The organism is Arthrobacter sp. BL-252-APC-1A, assembly GCF_009696625.1.
In the GTDB taxonomy this organism is placed as follows: domain Bacteria; phylum Actinomycetota; class Actinomycetes; order Actinomycetales; family Micrococcaceae; genus Arthrobacter_B.
Genome location: NZ_VULS01000006.1, coordinates 164,488 through 180,373 on the forward strand (window position 1 = coordinate 164,488; position 15,886 = coordinate 180,373).

Here is a 15,886-nt window from a genome sequence, read left to right on the forward strand (position 1 = left end):
GCGATTCGGAGCGCGGCTTCGGCACCGGGGTGCTGCCCCCGGACGGCGCAGCGCAGCCTATGCCGCTTCCCGTCACCGAAGTGGAAACAGTAGTCACGGCGGCGCTCGCAGAAGACTCACCCTGGGGCGACCTCACCTCACATGCGCTGGTTCCTGAAGCCGCGGAGGTTACTGCCTTCCTCACGGCTCGGGAAGGAGGCATTTTCTGCGGTGAACAGATTCTTGAGGCAGCCTTCCGGCTCGCCGGCCCGGGCACTTCCGTCATGTGCCTTGTGCGCGACGGCGAACGGTTCGACGCGGGCGGAATCCTCGCCGAGGTCTCCGGCCCGGCCCGGAGCGTCCTCACCGGGGAAAGGGTGGCACTGAATCTGGTGCAGCGGCTCTCAGGCATCGCTACCCAGACCGCCCGCTTCGTAGCGCAGGCAGCTGGAACCCGGGCCCGTATTGCGGACACGCGTAAAACAACACCGGGACTGCGGGCGCTTGAACGCTATGCGGTGCGCTGCGGGGGCGGGTTCAACCACCGCTACTCGCTCTCCGACGCCGTCATGGCAAAGGACAACCACCTGGCCGTTATCGCCGCAGCAGGGATGGACCTGGCAACGGCGCTTCGCCAGGCAAAGGACAGGCTGCCCCACACAGTGCACTTCGAGGTGGAGGTGGACTCGCTGGACCAGATCGAACCGGTGCTGGCAGGAGGAGCAGATACGGTGCTTCTGGACAACTTCAGCATCGAAGACCTCCGGCGCGGGGTGGCGGTTGTCAACGGGCGGGCACTTGTGGAGGCCAGCGGGAATGTCCGGCTCGACACCGTTGCAGCGATTGCGGACACGGGCGTGGACATCATCTCCGCAGGTGCCCTGACCCACAGCGTCCGTGCCCTGGACCTGGGACTGGACATCCGCGCGGCGGTGCCTCAGGCGCAGCCGCGATGATCTACTTCGACGCCGCAGCCACAACACCGGTTCGTCCGGAAGTACTGGCAGCCCTGGCCCCGCTGTACACCAGCGACTTCGGCAACCCGTCCAGCGTCCATTCAGCCGGTGAGACCGCTGCCCGCGCCCTGGACTACGCCCGCCGCACTGCAGCGGGTGTCCTGGGCTGCCGTCCCGGAGATATCGTCTTCACCTCAGGCGGAACCGAGTCGGACAACCTTGCCATCAAGGGCCTGGCGCTCGCCGCCCCGCAGGGACGGCACATTGTCTCCAGCGCCGTCGAGCATCCGGCCGTCCTCGAATCCCTGGCCTACCTTCAGCGCCTGCACGGGTTCCGGATCACCCTGGTTCCGGTGGACGGGACCGGACGGGTTGATCCCGCTGGAGTTGAAGCTGCGCTGACGCGTGACACGACTCTGTGCACCATCATGACGGCGAACAACGAGGTAGGAACCCTGCAGCCGGTCAGCGAGATTGCCGAAGCCTGCCGCGCCCGGGGAATACCGTTCCACACCGACGCCGTGCAGGCTGCAGGCTGGCTGCCCGTGTCCGTGGCCGGCACCGGCATCGACGCGCTGAGCATCTCCGGGCACAAACTCGGTGCTCCCAAGGGCTGCGGACTGCTCTACGTCCGCGGAGTGCTGCCGCTGGAACCGCTGATCCACGGCGGCGGGCAGGAACGCGGCCGGCGCGCTGGCACCGAGAACGTGGCAGGAGCAGTTGCGCTGGCCACCGCACTGTCCCTGGCCGAGCAGGAGCGCCCGGCCGCCGCTGAGCGGGCCCGGAAACTGCGGGACTACCTGATCGACACGGTGCTGGAACAGGTACCGGGCGCACTGCTGACCGGCCACCGCACCGAACGGCTGCCGGGACACGCCTCATTCTGCTTCCCGGGTACGAGCGGCGAAGCCGTGCTCCTGGAAGCCGAGCGGGCCGGGATGCTCTGCTCCTCGGGGTCGGCGTGCGCCTCCGGGTCGGACGAACCTTCCCCCGTGCTCACGGCAATGGGCCTGGACCGGGAAACGGCACAGACCGCCGTCCGCCTGACCTTTGCCCCTACTGTGCGGGAGAACGAGGTGGCACTGGCCGCCCGGGCACTCAGCGGTGCCGTGAAACGCGTCCGGGACCTGCAGCAGGCGCCGTCGTAGCATCGCGTCGCAAAACTCATCCGTAACACGGCCGCCCTACACTTCTGCCATGTACACGAGCACACCGGCAGAAGCGCTGCCCCGGGACTTGGGCGAGGCTGCAGCCCCCAGGCTTGCCCGGCTAATTACCTGCCGCACGGTTTCCTCACGCAGCCCGGAGGAAGTGGATGACGCCGAGTTCGCCCGTTTCCGCGCTGAACTCGCCGCACTGTACCCGGGAGTCCACAACAGCCTCACCGTGGAAGAAGTTGGCGGAGGCCTCCTGTTTCACTGGGCAGGCCGGAACCCCGGGCTTGAACCGGTGGTGCTGATGGCGCACTACGACGTTGTGCCCGTCGAGGACGAGGCAACATGGGACTACCCGCCCTTCGCCGGCGTTGTGGCCGGCGGTTATGTCCATGGCCGGGGAACCCTGGATGACAAGGGATCCCTGGCAGCTGTCATGGAGGCCGTGGAAACGCTGCTGGCAGAGGGCTTTGTTCCCGAACGCAGTGTCTACCTCTCCTTCGGCGACAACGAGGAAACAGCGGGGGAGACCGCAGCGAAGGCAGCGGCCCTGCTGGAAACACGCGGGATACGCCCCTGGCTGGTCCTGGATGAAGGCGGTGCCGTGGCCGCGCAGGCCTTCCCCTTCGTGAAATCCCCGGTGGCGGTCGTTGGGGTCTCGGAGAAAGGGATCCTCGACGTCGAACTTTCGGCAGAGGATCCGGGCGGACACGCCTCGACTCCCAGCCGCATGGGCGCCACCGCACGGGTGGCACGCGCCGTCGTGCGCCTGGACCGGCGCCCGTTCCCGGCCGCACTGCATCCGGTAACCATCGAAATGCTGAACCGGCTTGCCGCCGGCGCAGGGTTTCCGGCGCGGCTCGTGTTTTCCCGCGCCGGAACCCTGCGGGGTCCGCTGACCCGGATCTTTGGTGCCCTTGGAGGAGAACCGAATGCGCTGACCCGCACAACGGTCGCGGTCACCCAGCTGCAGGGATCCAAAGCCTCCAACGTCCTGGCAACCCGGGCAAGTGCCAACGCCAACGTGCGGATCGCGCCGGGCGAGAGCATCGAAACGGCGCTGGAGCGGCTGCGCCGAACGGTCCGGGACCGCAAAATCACCCTGCGCGTAGTGGAAGGCACAGAACCTTCCCCCGTCTCACCGACGTCGAACGCACAGTTCGCTGCGCTGGAGCGGACCATCCGTGAAGTGTTCCCTGACGCCATTCCGGCTCCCTACATCATGCTTGGCGGGACTGATTCCCGCCGTTTCACCGGGATCAGCGGTGCGGTGTACCGCTTTGCCCCGTTCCGGATGGACAGGGCCGCCCGCGCCTCCATCCATGCGGACAATGAGAAGCTCTCCATCCAGGCACTGGGCGAAGGAATCACCTTCTACCGCCGCCTCCTGCAGAACCTGGCGCCCTGATGCGCGCGCTCGGTCCGGTGGTGCTGTTCCTGGTGCTCGTGGAGATCACCAGCGGAATCCTGCAGGGGTATTACACGCCGATCCTCACCGACATCGCACGGAACCTCGGAATCGCCGACGGCGACGTGAACTGGTTCGAGGCAGCCCAGCTGATGTTCAGCGCACTGGCCGTTCCGGTGCTGTCCCGGCTGGGGGATATGTTCGGACGCAAACGGATCCTGCTGGTATCCACGGTGCTGACTGCTGCTGCGTCCTGGGGGGTGGCATTCGCTCCGGACTTCTGGACCTTCCTGGTTGCCTGGTCCCTGCAGGGCTTCTACGTGGTGTGGCTTCCGCTGGAGGTCGCGCTGATATTTGCCCGGGCTGCGTCCGCGCCAAACCGCGCAGCGCTGACCCGCAAGGCCGCCGGTGTGCTGGTGGGAGGCCAGCAGTTCGGCGTGATCGCCGGAGCGCTCGCGGCCGGTGCACTGGTGGATGTGTTTGGCGGCGACCTGCGGCTGACCCTGATGGTGCCGGCCGCGGCCGCGACGCTCTGTGTGTTCGCTGTCTGGTTTGGCGTGCCGGAAACCGGGCTGCGGGCAGGCGGCGCGCTTGATGTCCGCGGGTTTACGCTGCTGGCCATTGGACTGCTGCTGCTGACTTCCGGGCTCACCTTCATGCGCATCAACGGAGCCGGGACCTGGTGGGTCTGGGCTGTTCTTGCGGCCGGGCTGGCGGCGTTCGTTCCCTTTGTGCGGTACCAGCTGCGGATCTCCGAACCGCTGGTGGACATCCGTATGCTCTGCGCCCCAACCATGTGGCCGGTGCAGCTCACTGCGGGACTGTTCGGCATCTCCGTACTGGGAGCACAGGCACCGATGTCCACTTTCGCCCGGACCGACCGCGAGCTGCACGGCTACGGGCTGGGGCTGGAAGCGGGTTCCGTGTCTCTCATCATCGGTGCCTACGTGCTTTCGGTGCTGACCGGTGCGCTCCTGTTCCCCCTGGCGGCCAGGCTTACGACGCCGAGGATCACTCTCTGCGGTGCCGCAGCGGTGGTGGGGACCGGCTACGGGCTGTTCCTGCCGTTCCATGATTCGCTGGGGCAAACCCTGACAAACATGGTGATCGCCGGCCTTGGGTCAGGCGCCCTGGTGGCGGCACTGCCTTCGGCTGCTGCTGCAGCCGCTCCGCTGAACCGGACAGGAATGGCGACCGGCCTGACCAACACCACTAAGACAATCGGAGGGTCCTTCGCATCGGCGGTTTTCGGGATCGCGCTGCTCAGTGCTGCCGGGGAGACGCTGGGAGAGGTTGCCGGTGCGGCAACTGCCGCGCCGCTCACGGGGTACCTCACGGTGTGGACGGTCTGCTCCGTGACCGCGTTCGTGGCGGCGGCAGCTCTCCTGTTTGTGCCGAAGCTGGCGTTCGCGGATCCGCCGCTGGTGCCGGGCAGTGGGAACAGCCCTATCGGGGTGCCTGGAGATAACGCACCCCGCTGACCACCGCCGCGGTGCCGTGCAGCTCCCCGTTGGGGACCCCGCGGCGCTGCGGCGTTGTGGTCATTCCGTGCCGGGCTTGCCTTCAGAAGCGAGGCTGGCGAGGAGCTTGTCCATGAGTTCCTTGACCTGGTCCAGCTCCTCCGCCGTCAAAGCCGGTGCCAGCAGGTCATGGATGCCGCGCACATGGATCCGGCCCAGCCGTTTCTGCATGGCCCGGCCCTCGTCGGTGAGCGCAAGCTCCACGCCGCGCTGGTCGTTCCGCGCCGGCCGGCGCTGGACCAGGCCCTTGTTCTCCAGCCGTTCCACCATCCTGCTGAGACTGGGCTGGCTGATGAGCAGGTGCTCGTTGAGCTCGTTGAGCCTGGTCCAGCCGGTGGGGCAGCGGCTGAGGTTGAACAGCACGTCGTACTCCCGCATGGTCAGTTCCTTGAACTCCGGATCCCGCTGAAGCCTGCGCATAACACCGACCTGGGCGCGGAAGAGTGACTCCCAGGCCTCAGCGGTCTGTTTTACGTTGGATACCTGGCTGGTCTCGGAACTCATTGCTTTAGCCTACTGAAGATGGTGCGTCGGTGGTGGACAAAGCTGCTGCGCGAGCCGCCGCACGTGCAGCATGCGTGGGGCCGTCAGGTACGTGTGCCGGACGCCGCGAGTCGAGTTCCCGGCGCAGCTCCGGCAGGACGTGCTCGCCGAAGAGGTCCAGCTGTTCCAGGACCGTCTTGAGCGGCAGGCCCGCGTGGTCGATGAGGAAGAGCTGCCGCTGGTAGTCCCCGAAGTACTCCTGGAACGTGAGGGTTTTCTCCAGGACTTCCTGCGGGCTGCCTACCGTCAGCGGCGTCTGGGCCGTGAAGTCTTCCATCGACGGTCCGTGGCCGTAGACCGGGGCGTTGTCGAAGTAGGGCCGGAATTCGTTGACGGCGTCCTGGGAGTTTTTCCGCATGAAGAACTGTCCGCCCAGGCCAACGATCGCCTGGTCCGCGGAGCCGTGGCCGTAGTGCTCGTAGCGTTCCCGGTACAGCCCGATCAGCTGCATGTAGTGCTCCTTGGGCCAGAAGATGTTGTTGGCAAAGAAACCGTCACCGAAGTAGGCGGCAATTTCCGCCACCTGGGGAGTGCGGATCGAGCCGTGCCACACAAACGGGGCAACGCCGTCGAGCGGGCGTGGGGTGGCGGTGAAATTGTTCAGCGGAGTACGGAACTTGCCCTGCCAGTTCACGGTCTCGTTGTCCCAGAGCTGGCGAAGCAGGTTGTAGTTCTCCACGGTGAGGTCCACTGAGTCCTGGGCATTCTTCCCGAACCACGGGTACACCGGTGCTGTGTTGCCGCGGCCCAGCACCAGGTCGGTGCGCCCGTCGGAGAGATGCTGGAGCATGGCGAAGTCCTCCGCGATCTTCACCGGGTCATTGGTGGTGATCAGCGTGGTTGCCGTGGAAAGAATAATGCGTTCGGTCTGGGCCGCAATGTAGCCCAGCAGGGTAGTGGGGGAGGATGCATAGAACGGCGGGTTGTGGTGCTCACCCGTGGCATAGACATCCATTCCGATCTCTTCGACCTTGCGTGCGATTGCCACCGCGGCCTTGATGCGTTCGCCTTCGGTGGGCATCCGCCCGGTCACCGGGTCCCGGGTGATGTCGCTGACGCTGAATACGCCGATCTGCATGGTGGCCTCCTGTTGTCCTGCACTCTTGGGAAGCGGTCTCGACGCTTCGAAAGATATATGCATTTGCATCTAATGGAAGTCTACAACAGGGTCCGCGGGAAATTCATTCCCTGTGCTTAACGCCGCAGTGCCGGGTCAGTTGCGGGACCCGGCACTGCTGTTGGAGTGCAGGAGATCAGCCGGCTGCTTCTGCCCGCAGCCGGGCTGCTTCCTCCTTGGCGGCCTGTTCCTTTGCGAGGGCGCGGCGTTCCCGCGGTCCTTCGACGAGCTGGTACAGCACCGGCACCAGGACCAGGGTCAGGAGCGTAGAGGAGATCAGGCCTCCGATGACCACAATCGCCAGCGGCCGGGAAATGAATCCGCCTTCCCCGGTCACGCCCAGAGCCATGGGGGTCAGGGCCAGAATCGTGGCCATGGCCGTCATAAGGATTGGCCGCAGCCGCTGCCGGGCACCGCGGAGGATTGCTTCCCGGACGTTCATTCCGGGTTCTCCGCCCCGTGGCCTGCGGTACTGGTTAATGAGGTCCATCAGCACGATCGCGTTCGTCACCACAATGCCCACCAGCATGAGCAGGCCCACCAGCGACGGCAGCCCCAGGGGAACATTCGCGACAAGCAGCAGGATGACGGCACCGGTCGCCGCGAAGGGCACGGAGACCAGCAGGATCAGCGGCTGCACCAGGGACTTGAAGGTGGCAACCATGATGACGTAAACGATCGCGATTGCCGCCAGCAGGGCCAGGCCAAGCTGCGTGAAGGACTCGTTTTGCTGGGTTGCAGCGCCACTGAGCGTGGCGGTTACCGAGGCAGGCAGGTCCACGTTCTCCAGCTCCGCCTGGACTGCGGCAATAGGACCGCCCAGGTCTTCCCCGGACGGGGTTACGGAGACGACGGCGGTACGTTCCCCGCCGGAGGAGGAGACCGTGGTGGGGACCTCGACTTCCTCAACCACCGCGAGGTCACTGAGGGGGACCGGTCCTGCGGCGGTGGGAATCACGATGCCGGCAAGCTGCTCGGTAGTGGTTACCTCCGTGCCCTCCCCGATGAGTACGGGCAGATCGTCAGTGCCCAGCCGTACCGTACCGGCGGGGAGGGGGCTCAGGGTCGATGCCAGGATCCCGGCCACCTGCTGCTCGTCCAGCCCCGCCGCCACTGCCTTGGCGCGGTCGATGCTGACCTGCACAACCGGCTCGGAGCTTGCCAGGTTGGAAGTCGCTTCGGCTACGCCGGGCAGGTCCGACATCGCTTCAACCAGGGCCTCTGAGGCCGGCTGAAGGTCGGCCGGATCTCCGGCGGAGATCTCGATGTCCACGGTGTTTGAGGTGCCGAAGCCGCCACCCTGGGTCCCGAGTGAGACAGTCCCGGCCTCTTCACCCAGGTCTTCGAGTTCGCGGCGGACGGTGTCGCGCAGGGCTACCTGGTCCACACCCTCATCCGTAATGACCGTGAAATTCGCAACGGAAGCACCTCCGGCGGTAAAGGCGGCGATCCCGGAGGTGGATGTTCCCATCGTGACCTGTACGTCCTTGATGCCCTCTGTTCCGGAGAGCACGTCCTCCACGCTTTCGGCGGCGGCGGAGGTGGTCTCCAGCGAGCTGCCCGCCGGCAGCTCCTGGCGGACGCTGAAGGTGTTCTGTCCGGTGTCACCCAGCAGGTTGGTCTGCAGCAGAGGCGTCAGGGCAGCCGTACCGCCCAGGATCAGTACCCCGGCCAGCAGCGTGTATACCGGATGACGCTGTGTGCCGCGCAGGATCGGAAGGTAGCCGCGCTGGAGGAAGGTTTTCTGTTCGCGTTCCTCTGCCTCGGCGCGGTACGCCTCCGGATCAGCAACGGGCTTGGACGACTTGAGGAACCAGTAGGCGAGCACCGGGACGATGGTCAGTGACACCAGCAGCGAAGCCAGCAGGGCCAGCGACGTAGTCACGGCGAACGGACGGAACAGCTCACCGGCCAGTCCGCCTACCAGGGCGATTGGCGCGAATACCGCAACAGTGGTGAGGGTGGAAGCCGTGACGGCGCCGGCCACTTCGCGGATGGCCGTGAGGATCGCGGTACGTTTTTCCTCGCCATAACCCAAATGCCGCTTGATGTTCTCGATCACCACAATCGAGTCATCCACCACCCGGCCAATCGCGATGGTCAGGGCGCCGAGCGTGAGGATATTCAGTGAGTAGCCAAACGCGAGCAGGCCAATGAAGGTGACCAGCAGGGAGAGCGGGATGGAGACTGCCGTGACCAGGGTGGACCGGACCGAGAGCAGGAACACCAGGATCACCAGGACGGCGAAGCCCAGGCCCAGCAGTCCCTCCGTGGTGAGGTCCGAGATGGACTTTTCGATGAACGGAGCCTGATCGAAGATCACGGTGAACTTGGCGCCGTTGCCCAGCTCGTCCTGGAGCGACGGAATGAGGTCCAGGACCTCGTGGGAGATGCCCACAGTGTCTCCGGCAGGCGTTTTCGTAATCGAAATGGCCAGCGTGGCTTCGCCGTTGGTCCGGGTAATCGAGGTCTGTTCGTCGTCCGTGATCTCCACCGTGGCGACGTCGCCGATGGTCGGAGGCGCTTCTCCCGGCGTCGTTCCTTCCGCCTCAATCGGCAGGGCGGAAACCTTCTCCAGGGAATCAAGCGGGCTGCCAACCTGGATGGAGAGCGAGCGGCTTTCCTCCTGCACCGTTCCAGCCGGAATAAGCGCACCGCTGTTCTCCAGCGCATCGGCAATGGCCGACGGCGATGCACCCAGGGCTGCCAGTGCGGCCTGGTCCGGTGAGATGGCGATGTGCCGCTGGGAGCCGCCGGTTACTTCAGCGGTGCGGACTCCTTCGATCTTCTGCAGCCGCGGAACCGTGAGCCGCTGCAGCTCCGAGTTCAGTTCGCTCAGGGACTGGTCGCTGGACACCGCAAGGTAAACGATGGGGAAGTCGCTGATGCTGCCGGCCAGCGACTGCGGGTTCGCATCTTCGGGCAGGGCCTGGCGGGCGTTTGAAATGGCGCGGTCCACCTGGCCGCGGGCACGGTCCAGGTCAGTGCCGTAGGCAAAGGTCAGGGTGATGGCGGAGATGGAGGACCGTGACGTCGCCGAGGATGATTCGAGGCCTTCGACGGCGGTAAGGGCAGCTTCCAGGGGTTCGCTGATCTGTGCGTCCACCACCTCCGGCGAAGCCCCGGGAAGGGCCGTAATGACGCTGATCTGCGGGAATTCAAGTGCCGGGATGAGTTCCTGCTTGAGGGAGTTCAGCGAGATCACGCCGAACACCGCTACAAAGACGGTGATAAGGGCGATGAGTGCCCGGTTGGAGAGGGAGAGCTTGGCCAGACGATCCATGAACCTGCCTTTATTCGTAGACTGATTCATCATACGTGCGCGCAGTACTCTCCCTGACGGTGTGCGGTGCCCCGGCCGGCCGATGGCAGGGTGCCTGCTTTGGCTCTAACTTTGGCTTTAACGCAGGAGTGCCCCGGTCCGCTTATGCGGTCCGGGGCACTCCTGCATGCGCGGGCGGTTTAGCCCAGTTTCAGTACGCGGTTCGTCTCGGCCAGGATCTCATCGGCCAGGGACTCGTTTTCGTTAAGCTTGACGCCGTAGCCCGGGATCATTTCCTTGATCTTGGCTTCCCAGGCCGGGAACTCGGCCGGGAAGCAGCGCTTCATCAGGTTGATCATGATGGGAGGAGCGGTTGAAGCTCCGGGGGAAGCGCCCAGCAGGGCTCCCACGGTGCCGTCGGCAGAAGTGATCAGCTCGGTGCCGAACTGCAGCACGCCGCCGCTCTTCGGGTCCTTCTTGATGACCTGGACGCGCTGGCCCGCAGTGATCAGGTCCCAGCCCTCAGTGATGGCTTCGGGGTAGAACTCGCGCAGGGCCTTGGTCTTGCCCTCGCGGGACTTCAGGACCTCGGTGACCAGGTACTTCACCAGGGACATGTTGTCCTTGGCCACGGCCAGCATGGGAAGGAGGTTGTGCGGGCGCACCGAGAACGGGAGGTCCGTGAAGGAACCGTTCTTGAGGAACTTGGGAGAGAAACCGCCGTACGGTCCGAACAGCAGGGACTTCTTGCCGTCCACAAAACGGGTGTCCAGGTGGGGAACGGACATGGGCGGTGCGCCGACCGAAGCCTGCCCGTAGACCTTCGCATTGTGGGCGGAAATGATCGACTCGTCGGTGGAGCGCAGGAACTGCCCGGAGACCGGGAAGCCGCCGAAGCCCTTGCCCTCGGGGATGCCGGAGCGCTGCAGCAGGTGCAGTGCGCCGCCGCCGCCGCCGATGAAGACGAAGCGGGCCGAGACGGTGCGCGTGGTCTTGGTGGCACGGTTGCGGACGGTGACGTCCCATCCACCGTTTGAATTCCGGGTGAGGTTGGTGACTTCGTGGCCGAAGTTGAGGTCCGCGCCGTTGGCCCCAAGGTAGTTGACCAGTTCCCGGGTGAGGGCACCGAAGTCGACGTCCGTGCCGCCGGCAACACGGGATGCAGCCACACGCTGGCCTGAGTCGCGGCCCTGCATCAGCAGCGGGGCCCACTCTGCGATCTTGCTGTGGTCCTCGGAGAACTCCATGGACTTGAACAGCGGCTGGGCGCTCAGTGACTCCCAGCGCTTGCGCAGGTACTCCGAATGCGCGTCGCCCCAGACGAAGCTCATGTGGGGGAGGGGGTTGATGAAGTTTCCGGAGATATCGCCCTGACCCACCATGTGGGCCCAGAACTGCCGGGAAACCTGGAACTGCTCGTTGATGCCAATGGCCTTGGCGGGATCAACGGTTCCGTCAGGTCCTGCCGGGCTGTAGTTCAGTTCGCACAGGGCGGCGTGGCCGGTGCCCGCGTTGTTCCACGGATCGGAACTTTCGGTTCCTGCCCGGTCCATCCGCTCGAAAAGGGAAATGTCCCAGTCCGGAGCCAGCTGCTTCAGGAACGCACCAAGGGTTGCGCTCATGATGCCGCCGCCGATCAGCAGTACATCAGTTCTGTTTGCGGACTTCTCCGCCGGGCTATCAGCAGTCAACTTCATATCTCCAGTCGCGTGGACGCTAGCCTTAGAAGCCTATCTCTCACAGTGGTGCTTACTAAAATTCCCGGGTCCGTTTTGCGGGACCGGCGAGGCAGACAACTACACGCTAGTCCGCAAGACGGATGTTGTTGAAGACCTCGTTCAAGAGAGGCGAGGTGGGGTACTGCGCTACGCGGGGCGAGACAGTCAGGGTTGAGATGGGGAACGCCAGGGGGACGGCCGGAACGCGGGTGGAGATCCGGTCCGATATCGAACGGTATGCCTCCGCCCTTTCCTCGGAGTCGGCCAGGGTCCTGGCGCGGTCGACCTTCGTGAAGAGCTGCGCGTCGTCGTACCCGAATTCCTCGATATAGGACCCGAACAGGCTGCCCACAAAGTTGTCCGCGTCCATATAGCTTCCGGACAGCCCGGAAAGGTGCAGTGCACGGTCCCCGTTCTTGGAAACCGCTTCAATGTAGCCCTCGGACCACTCCATGGGTACGGGACGGATGTTGAACCCGGCGGCGGTGAGCTGCCTGCTCAGCTCGGCATATACCTTTTCCGGATTCGGCAGGTAGGCACGGGTAACCCGGCGGGGATAGTAGAACGGCAGTTCTTCCCCGGCGTAGCCTGCTTCCTTGAGCAGTTCCTGCGCACGCTCAGGATTGTGGCCGTAGTTCGTGACGTTGTCGGACCGCAGGCCGAGCTTCTCCGGAAGGAACTGGTTCGCTGACTTGGATCCGTTCAGGAAAATGCCTTCAAGCAGGGCAGGCTTGTCGATCGCGTGGGCAATGGCCTGGCGCATCTTGGGCTCGTCCATGCCGGGGAAGTTCTGGTTGATGCCCAGATACAGGATCGAGTAGGGATCCCGCTGCAGGATCTGCATTCCTGCCCGCGCGAGCTCACCCACGTCGGAGACCGTCACCAGGTCGTAGCCGTCGACGTCGCCGTTCTTCAGTGCCCGCAGCCTGGACTCCGGGCTGGTGATGGTCCGGAAGACCAGGTCCTGGATCTGGCCGCGGTCGCCCCAGTACCCGGGGTAGGAAACCAGTGCCAGTTCGTCCTCAACCCAGCTCGAGAACATAAACGGTCCGGTTCCGACGGGGTGCCGGGCATAGGCGGAGAGCCGTGTGCCGTTTAGTTCCTGGTCCAGTTCGTCGCCGCGGCCCTCTGACAGGGCACGGGGCGAGGAAATCGCGAATTCGGGTGATGCCAGGGCCGGAACCAGTCCGGGAAGGCGGGTGTTGAGTTCCAGTTTCACCGTGTACTCCCCGGCGGGGGAGCAGGACTTGAACGCTGAGAGATCCGGCGTGTCAGCGAATCCCCTGAACACTGAACCGAACATCAGGACTTCATGTCCGCGTGCTGATTCGGGCAGGTTGTACCAGCGGTCAAAGTTGGCGCAGACCGCTTCGGCGTTGAAGGGTTCCCCGTCATGGAAGGTGACGCCGCGGCGCAGGACGAACTCGTAGGTCCGGCCGTCCTCAGATTCCGACCATTCCTCGGCCAGTGCAGGCACGGGGGCGGATGTCAGGGGATCGACGCCGACCAGGGTTTCCAGCACCTGTCTCGTCACACGGTGGGATTCGGTGTCGACGGCCAGGAACGGATCCAGGCCGGAGGGCCGCGCGGCGGTGGCGAAGGTGAATGCTGCAGAAGGGCCGCCGGTTTCGGCGGGTGACGGTGAAACGCTGGGGGACTCTTCTTCCGGCCGCGCAGCGGTGCACCCGGTCAGGGCGAGCGCGGCGGCGATGGCGGAAGCTTTGATCACGGAGCGCCGCGTGGCGGATTTGGTCACAGCTGCTGGGTTCTCCTTGAGACACGCACCGTCCCGGCCTGGGCGGTGGATTTCTTAGTCTAAATGATTAAAAAGCGGTAAAGGCGGGTGAGAGTTGCCTCACAACAGGGCTTTGGTAAGGCAGGATATGGAAATGACTGAAACCAGCCCTGAATCTCCGCTGCTCGAAGTGACCGATCTCGCCGTCGGCTTCCAGACCATGGAAGGCCCCGTGCAGGCCGTGCGCAAGGCCGGATTCAGCCTCGGTGCCGGGAAAACCCTGGCGATCGTTGGCGAATCCGGTTCCGGTAAGTCCACCACCGCAATGGCGGTGATCGGGCTGCTGCCCGGCAATGGAAAGGTCTCGGCGGGAAGCATCCGCTTCGACGGCCAGGAACTGGTGGGGCTGCCCGAATCCAAGATGCGGGCTATCCGGGGCCGTTCGATCGGGCTGGTGCCGCAGGACCCGATGTCCAACCTGAATCCGGTGACAAAGATCGGCACCCAGGTTGCCGAAACCCTGCTGGTGCACGGCATGGCCACATCCAAGGACGTTGACCGGAAAGTGGTGGAGGTGCTTACCGCCGCCGGACTTCCCGACGCCGCTGAGCGCGCCAAGCAGTATCCGCATGAGTTCTCCGGCGGTATGCGCCAGCGTGCACTGATTGCCATTGGCCTGGCCTGCCGGCCCCGTCTGCTGATCGCGGATGAGCCCACCAGCGCACTGGACGTCACGGTGCAGCGCACCATCCTGGACCAGATCGGCCGGATGACGGAGGAACTGGGAACGTCCGTGCTGCTGATCACCCACGACCTTGGGCTTGCCGCTGAGCGTGCATCCGACCTGGTGGTGATGCACCGCGGCGAAGTGGTTGAGACCGGTCCGGCCCGCCAGCTGCTCGAAGATCCCCAGCACCCCTACACAAAGTCCCTTGTCAGCGCCGCACCCAGCGTCGCTGCTGTCCGGCTCAGCCCGGGGGCTTTCGCGGCTCCCGCTGCCGAGCGCCTGACCCTCGTGGACGGCAACGCCACGGAGCCTGCTGCCCCGGCCGCTGAACCGGCCAGCGGTCCCGATGCCGGAGAGAGCGCTGCGCCGGACAACATCGTTGAGATCCGTGACCTTAATAAGGTGTTCAAGATCCGCGGCAAATCGGGAGACTTCCACGCTGTACGGAACGTTAGCCTGGAGATTCCCCGCGGCCGGACCGTGGCAATCGTGGGGGAGTCCGGGTCAGGCAAGACCACTACCGCCCGAATGCTGCTCAAGCTCATCGAACCGACCAGTGGTTCCATGACCTTCGACGGCGTGGACATTGCCTCGCTGGCAAAGGGCCAGCTGACCGACTTCCGCCAGCGGGTCCAGCCGATTTTCCAGGACCCGTATTCATCGCTGGATCCGATGTTCACCATCGAACGGATCCTCGACGAGCCGCTGAAGACCTACAAACGCGGTGACCGCCGGGAACGGGCGGCCCGCGTCCGCGAGCTTATGGAACAGGTTGCCCTGCCGGCCTCCATGCTGCGCCGGTATCCGGCAGAGCTATCCGGCGGGCAGCGGCAGCGCGTAGCGATTGCGCGTGCGCTGGCGCTGAATCCGGAGCTCATTGTCTGTGACGAACCCGTGTCCGCTCTCGATGTGCTGGTCCAGGCACAGATCCTGAAGCTCCTCGGTGACCTTCAGCGCGATCTCGGCCTGAGCTACCTCTTTATCAGCCACGACCTCGCCGTCGTCCGGCTGATCTCGGACTACGTGTGCGTGATGAAGGACGGGGAACTGGTGGAGGCAGCAACCTCGGAGGAAGTGTTCCAGAACCCGCGCCATCCCTACACCCGCAAGCTGCTGGCTTCGATCCCCGGCAACGAACTGAATATTGAAGGCGAACTGGCGTCCTAGACCTGAACACCAGGAGGGCTGTGGCCGGTAGCCGCACGGGAGATTGAGCGTGATGACAAAGATCGAAGAAGGCCGGATTGCCTGGGACCGGGGGACATGGCGTAACCCGCCGGTCCGGGTCGTGGATGACGGGAACTGTCTGCAGGTGACCGCGGCCGGGCAAAGTGATGCGTGGAGGCACACCTCTTATGGGTTTGTCCATGACAGTGCACATGCCCTCCTTGCCCCGCTCGGCGCTGAGGGTGCAGTGGAAGTCTCGTTTCTCCTGGACTACTCGGAGCAGTTCGACCAGGCGGGAATCTTCCTTCACGTCTCGGAGCCGGGCCGGTGGCGCTGTCACGATCAGAGCCCGCGCCGGCGATGAACCTTTTCGCCTCATCCGCGTCGCACCCCTGAGTAAGACCGCCCGCGCCCAGGCCGGTCCGTTTTGCGCTTCGCCCACGCGGGATGGGCTCACTGTCACCTTCACCCGATGGGTCGAAACCGAAGCGGATCGGTCGCTTCACCCTGAGCCCGGCTAGAGTCGCGTGCTCGGCAGGGGAGCCGTGCTCCCGGATCCCGGCGGGAACGGCAAAGGGTCCGCTTTCCCGGAAGGGAAAG

At 64.9% G+C, this 15,886-nt stretch carries 10 protein-coding genes and 1 pseudogene; 6 read left to right on the forward strand and 5 right to left on the reverse strand.

From position 1 onward, the window contains the following. Window positions 1–59 precede the first annotated feature (59 nt). Genes nadC through FYJ28_RS11180 form a run of 4 tightly spaced genes read left to right on the forward strand, consistent with a single transcriptional unit; the run spans window position 60 to window position 4,978 of the window. Window positions 60–935: a carboxylating nicotinate-nucleotide diphosphorylase gene (gene nadC / locus FYJ28_RS11165; RefSeq protein ID WP_154579361.1), complete on the forward strand. Its 876-nt coding sequence runs from the start codon at window positions 60–62 to the stop codon at window positions 933–935. Next, complete coding sequence (locus FYJ28_RS11170; protein ID WP_154579322.1) at window positions 932–2,083, forward strand: cysteine desulfurase family protein; 1,152 nt, start codon at window positions 932–934, stop codon at window positions 2,081–2,083. Before nadC ends, FYJ28_RS11170 begins: the two co-directional genes overlap by 4 nt. Before the next feature lie 49 nt (window positions 2,084–2,132). Next, a complete protein-coding gene (locus FYJ28_RS11175; protein ID WP_055239669.1) occupies window positions 2,133–3,497 on the forward strand; it encodes a M20/M25/M40 family metallo-hydrolase in 1,365 nt (454 codons plus the stop codon). Further along, complete coding sequence (locus FYJ28_RS11180; protein WP_154579323.1) at window positions 3,497–4,978, forward strand: MFS transporter; 1,482 nt, start codon at window positions 3,497–3,499, stop codon at window positions 4,976–4,978. The genes FYJ28_RS11175 and FYJ28_RS11180 overlap by 1 nt, the downstream gene beginning before the upstream one ends. A gap of 60 nt (window positions 4,979–5,038) precedes the next feature. On the opposite strand, the gene FYJ28_RS11185 is transcribed toward FYJ28_RS11180, so the two are convergent. The 5 genes from FYJ28_RS11185 to FYJ28_RS11205 all read right to left on the reverse strand — a co-directional run bounded on the left by FYJ28_RS11185 (window position 5,039) and on the right by FYJ28_RS11205 (window position 13,413). Beyond that, the gene (locus FYJ28_RS11185) at window positions 5,039–5,521 is read right to left on the reverse strand and encodes a MarR family winged helix-turn-helix transcriptional regulator (RefSeq protein ID WP_055239671.1); all 483 of its coding nucleotides are present in this window, start codon (window positions 5,519–5,521) and stop codon (window positions 5,039–5,041) included. 4 nt (window positions 5,522–5,525) lie between these two features. Continuing rightward, complete coding sequence (locus FYJ28_RS11190; RefSeq protein ID WP_154579324.1) at window positions 5,526–6,638, reverse strand: LLM class flavin-dependent oxidoreductase; 1,113 nt, start codon at window positions 6,636–6,638, stop codon at window positions 5,526–5,528. Window positions 6,639–6,813: 175 nt separating this feature from the next. Beyond that, window positions 6,814–9,960: an efflux RND transporter permease subunit gene (locus tag FYJ28_RS11195; protein ID WP_154579325.1), complete on the reverse strand. Its 3,147-nt coding sequence runs from the start codon at window positions 9,958–9,960 to the stop codon at window positions 6,814–6,816. A gap of 179 nt (window positions 9,961–10,139) precedes the next feature. Continuing rightward, window positions 10,140–11,636, reverse strand: a complete 1,497-nt coding sequence (locus FYJ28_RS11200; RefSeq protein ID WP_055239674.1) for a malate:quinone oxidoreductase — start codon at window positions 11,634–11,636, stop codon at window positions 10,140–10,142. Window positions 11,637–11,742: 106 nt separating this feature from the next. After that, window positions 11,743–13,413 carry an ABC transporter substrate-binding protein gene (locus FYJ28_RS11205; protein WP_326831670.1) on the reverse strand — a complete coding sequence of 557 codons (1,671 nt, stop codon included), beginning with the start codon at window positions 13,411–13,413 and terminating at the stop codon, window positions 11,743–11,745. 133 nt (window positions 13,414–13,546) lie between these two features. Here FYJ28_RS11205 and FYJ28_RS11210 point away from each other — a divergent pair, with 133 nt between their 5' ends. Then, window positions 13,547–15,286 (forward strand): dipeptide ABC transporter ATP-binding protein, encoded by a 1,740-nt coding sequence (locus tag FYJ28_RS11210; RefSeq protein WP_154579326.1) that lies wholly within the window; start codon window positions 13,547–13,549, stop codon window positions 15,284–15,286. 52 nt (window positions 15,287–15,338) lie between these two features. Continuing rightward, window positions 15,339–15,807 (forward strand): annotated as a pseudogene (locus FYJ28_RS17700) (DUF1349 domain-containing protein). Window positions 15,808–15,886 lie beyond the last annotated feature (79 nt).

Bases quoted from the DNA above. Each gene is read 5' to 3' on its own strand.
- FYJ28_RS11210 (WP_154579326.1), top strand. From the start codon at position 13,547: ATGACTGAAACCAGCCCTGAATCTCCGCTGCTCGAAGTGACCGATCTC.
- FYJ28_RS11195 (WP_154579325.1), bottom strand. From the start codon at position 9,960: ATGGATCGTCTGGCCAAGCTCTCCCTCTCCAACCGGGCACTCATCGCC.
- FYJ28_RS11200 (WP_055239674.1), bottom strand. From the start codon at position 11,636: ATGAAGTTGACTGCTGATAGCCCGGCGGAGAAGTCCGCAAACAGAACT.
- FYJ28_RS11190 (WP_154579324.1), bottom strand. From the start codon at position 6,638: ATGCAGATCGGCGTATTCAGCGTCAGCGACATCACCCGGGACCCGGTG.
- FYJ28_RS11185 (WP_055239671.1), bottom strand. From the start codon at position 5,521: ATGAGTTCCGAGACCAGCCAGGTATCCAACGTAAAACAGACCGCTGAG.
- FYJ28_RS11175 (WP_055239669.1), top strand. From the start codon at position 2,133: ATGTACACGAGCACACCGGCAGAAGCGCTGCCCCGGGACTTGGGCGAG.
- nadC (WP_154579361.1), top strand. From the start codon at position 60: ATGCCGCTTCCCGTCACCGAAGTGGAAACAGTAGTCACGGCGGCGCTC.
- FYJ28_RS11180 (WP_154579323.1), top strand. From the start codon at position 3,497: ATGCGCGCGCTCGGTCCGGTGGTGCTGTTCCTGGTGCTCGTGGAGATC.
- FYJ28_RS11170 (WP_154579322.1), top strand. From the start codon at position 932: ATGATCTACTTCGACGCCGCAGCCACAACACCGGTTCGTCCGGAAGTA.